The following is a 3,457-nucleotide window of genomic DNA, read 5'->3' as shown; positions in this document are numbered from 1 at the left end:
GAGCTTGGACTGGTAGTCGCCCGAAACGGGGATACAGGTCGGGTGGATTTGCGTGAAACACGGGTTGGCGAACAACGCCCCGCGTTTATAACAGCGCCATGCGGCGGTTACGTTCGAGTTTTTGGCGTTCGTGGACAGGTAATAGACGTTTCCATAACCGCCCGTACATAGCAACACGGCGTCGCCGTGATGACGCTCGAGCTTGCCGGTGACCAGGTTTCGGGTGATAATACCGCGGGCGCGGCCATCCACTACGACCAGGTCCAGCATCTCCTGGCGCGGCAACATCATCACCGTGCCGGCTTCCACCTGACGGCTGAGTGCGCTGTAGGCGCCCAGCAAGAGTTGCTGCCCGGTCTGCCCACGCGCGTAAAACGTGCGCGACACCTGCGCGCCGCCGAACGAGCGGTTCGACAGCAGGCCGCCGTACTCGCGCGCGAACGGCACGCCCTGAGCAACGCACTGGTCGATGATGGCGTTGCTGATCTGAGCGAGCCGGTAGACGTTCGCCTCGCGCGAGCGGTAGTCGCCTCCCTTTATCGTGTCGTAAAACAACCGCCAGACGCTGTCGCCGTCGCCGGGGTAGTTCTTCGCAGCGTTGATGCCGCCCTGCGCGGCGATGCTGTGCGCCCGACGCGATGAGTCCTGTATGCACAACGCCTTTACGTTGTACCCCAACTCGGCCAGCGTGGCCGCCGCGGACGCGCCGGCGAGCCCCGTGCCCACGACAATGACAGTGTATTTACGCTTGTTGTTCGGGCTGACCAGCTTGATATTCTTCAAGTACTGGTTCCACTTCGATTCGAGTGGGCCGGCAGGGATTTTGGCGTCGAGTGTCATTTACGCATTACCTCCCGTAAAGAAGATCCAAAGCGGAAGAACGAGGAATCCAATGGTGATATACAGCGCGATCAGGACGCCCAGCCCGTACACCACGGGCGTCAGACGGGGATTCATCGCACCGAGCGACTGGAAGGCGCTCCAAAAACCGTGGCGAAGGTGGACGCCGAGCAGCACCATGATGGCTACATACCCGAACGTGTACACAGGGCTCTGGAACGTTTCCGTGAGCAGCCGGGCCAGGTCGCGCATCGGCACGCCGTCCACCACGGTCTCGTAATACGTTCCGTACTTGAAGGTCTTGATGTGGATGAACAGGAAGAGTAGCAGCAGGATGCCCGTCACGATCATGCTCCGCGAACTGAACGTCTGCATGCTGGGCTTACCCCTCGACGCATACGATTTATAGCCGTGTGTCCGCGCCCGACGTTTACCCAGGTAGATCCGGATGCCAAGCACCGCATGCACGGCAAAAAACGCCACCAACCCCAACTCGACCACATACAGGAGCGGCCCCAGGCTCAATAGGAAATGCGAATAGGAATTGTACGCATCCGAGCTGTTGAAATAGGAGAGATTGCCGGACACGTGCATCAGGACAAACAGTATCAGTCCCAGCCCGGTAATACCGGTCAGTATCTTTTTTCCAACAGGCGACGAGAACAGCGAACGAATCGCCGGCGCCTTCTGATCTGTATCCGTTTTCATAACTCGCTGCGCAGCGCTCTACAGGATTGAACTCACCAGGACTGAACCCGATGGCTTCACCATGGATCTGGTCATTTTCATGAGTAGACGGTTCCTTAAATGCCGGACCATGATACGGCAAAGTGCCAGGAAAATACGGCCACGTGAGACCCTTTTTTTGACAGCTACACCCGAACAACCCTCCCCTAGCTATGTTTCGGAAAAATTTGACGATGGCCCGTCGCGCCTGCCGGGAACCCGTGGGATCATTTCCGCGCGGACGGCGATTAAAACGGCTCATGCACTTTGATCCAGGTGTACTGCGCACTGTCGCAAGTGAACTTTCGACCCACCCGTTTCGCGTGTACGTCGTGGCCCGGCTCGGGCGCCGGCGTACTGCACCAGGTGTCCGGCGAACAGGATGAAGCGCCTTCTGCCATTGCCTCGGACTCGAGGGCGTGGCGCACTATGATAGCTGCCGCCGCTGTCGTTGCGTACAGCAGCCGGGGAGTGTGGATAGGCGAATGCGCGTCCTTCTCTCCCGCAGCGTGTTCGAGTTAATTGTCGTGTACAACGTACTCCGGGCATGTCTGGCCTCAATCGGCCAGGTCCTGACCCATCTCCAGCCCTATTTATTCTCTTATTTCCGAGCGTGCACCCAGCACCTCTCGAACTGGCCGATTTCCGTCTTACCGCGCGGGTTCGTGTCTACCCGCTCCACCACTCTGCCCTGGATAGGCGATCTCGGGGGTACTGTACCCGACGCCGGCCTCGCGTTCCAGAGAATGCCCGGTAAGACTGTCACATTGGAAGAGCCTCCACTCCATCAACAGGGGCCCGCACCATCGGGCTACCGGGATGCCAGTTCGCCAGGTGTGCGCGCCAGCACACTGTATGCAGAAAGAAATCATTATCAATGCAGAGAAGAATCAGACGCGCATCGCGCTGATCGAGAACGGAGAACTGGTCGAGCTTTACATTGAGGATCCCGATAATGAGCGCACGTTAGGCGACATCTACCTCGGGCGCGTCCGTAGGACGATGTCGAGTATCCAGGCGGCCTTTATCGATATCGGCCAGAAACAGGATGCCTTCCTACACTTCTCCGATCTGGCGGATAACCTGCCGGAGTGGCTTGAGTTGCTCGAACAGGATGCGCCAAGCGTCCAAAAAAGCGCCGAGCGTAGTGCACCCCCCTCGGCGGTTTCGCGCCTCTCGCAACGCAGACGCCCCCGCGGTCAACACAACACGGCCGGCCCGGATGATGACGAACTGGAAGTGACCTCGCTCGACGATGTGGCCGATGATCCCCTGGAGATCGAACCGCACGACGAGCTTGAGGTCGCGATGCACGACGGGGATGAGGAGTCCGAAGAGGAAAAACCCCGCGCCCGCGTCGACATGAAATCGCGCGGCCGCCGACGCTCAGCTCAGCGACGCACCCGGCAGCGCTCCGAAGAACAGGAGCAAACACGCGGCCGCCGCCGCGACTCGCGTGCGCCGCAGGATGTACCCCAGGATGTAATCGCCCCTTCCGATGACGTCCACCTTCCCGTCGATGCCGCTGAGGCACTCGTAGCCCCTTCTGCCAATGGGGATGCCCACGAGCCGATCGAAAGCCGTGTCGATATTCCCGATGAGCGCGAAAAACCGGAGCATCGCGAAAGCCGTGAGCCCCGCGAAGCCCGAGTTGACCGTCGTGAGCCCCGCGAAGGCCGTGAAGGCCGTGAGCCCCGCGAAGGCCGCGAAGGCCGTGAAGGCCGTGAGCCCGGCGAAGGCCGCGAAGGCCGTGAGCCCGGCGAAGGCCGCGAAGGCCGTGAGCCCCGTGAAGGGCGCGAAGGCCGTGAGCCCCGTGAAGGGCGCGAAGGCCGTGAGCCCCGTGAAGGGCGCGAAGGCCGTGAGCCCCGTGAAGGGCGCGAAGGCCGTGAAG

At 60.7% G+C, this 3,457-nt stretch carries 4 protein-coding genes; all 4 read right to left on the bottom strand.

The genetic code is table 11. From position 1 onward, the window contains the following. Positions 1 to 840, bottom strand: an 840-nt coding sequence (locus tag SH809_07895; protein ID MDZ4699611.1) for an FAD-binding protein, incomplete at its 3' end; no start/stop codon positions are given. Further along, on the bottom strand, positions 841 to 1,548 hold the full coding sequence (locus SH809_07890) for a succinate dehydrogenase cytochrome b subunit (GenBank protein ID MDZ4699610.1): 708 nt from the start codon (positions 1,546 to 1,548) through the stop codon (positions 841 to 843). Between the two features lie 1,074 nt (positions 1,549 to 2,622). After that, positions 2,623 to 2,880 (bottom strand): hypothetical protein, encoded by a 258-nt coding sequence (locus tag SH809_07885; protein MDZ4699609.1) that lies wholly within the window; start codon positions 2,878 to 2,880, stop codon positions 2,623 to 2,625. Between the two features lie 72 nt (positions 2,881 to 2,952). Beyond that, positions 2,953 to 3,457, bottom strand: a 505-nt coding sequence (locus SH809_07880; GenBank protein ID MDZ4699608.1) for a hypothetical protein, incomplete at its 5' end; no start/stop codon positions are given.

It is taken from the genome of Rhodothermales bacterium (assembly GCA_034439735.1).
Classification (GTDB): domain Bacteria; phylum Bacteroidota; class Rhodothermia; order Rhodothermales; family JAHQVL01; genus JAWKNW01.
This window is presented reverse-complemented; position numbering and strand designations above follow the sequence as displayed.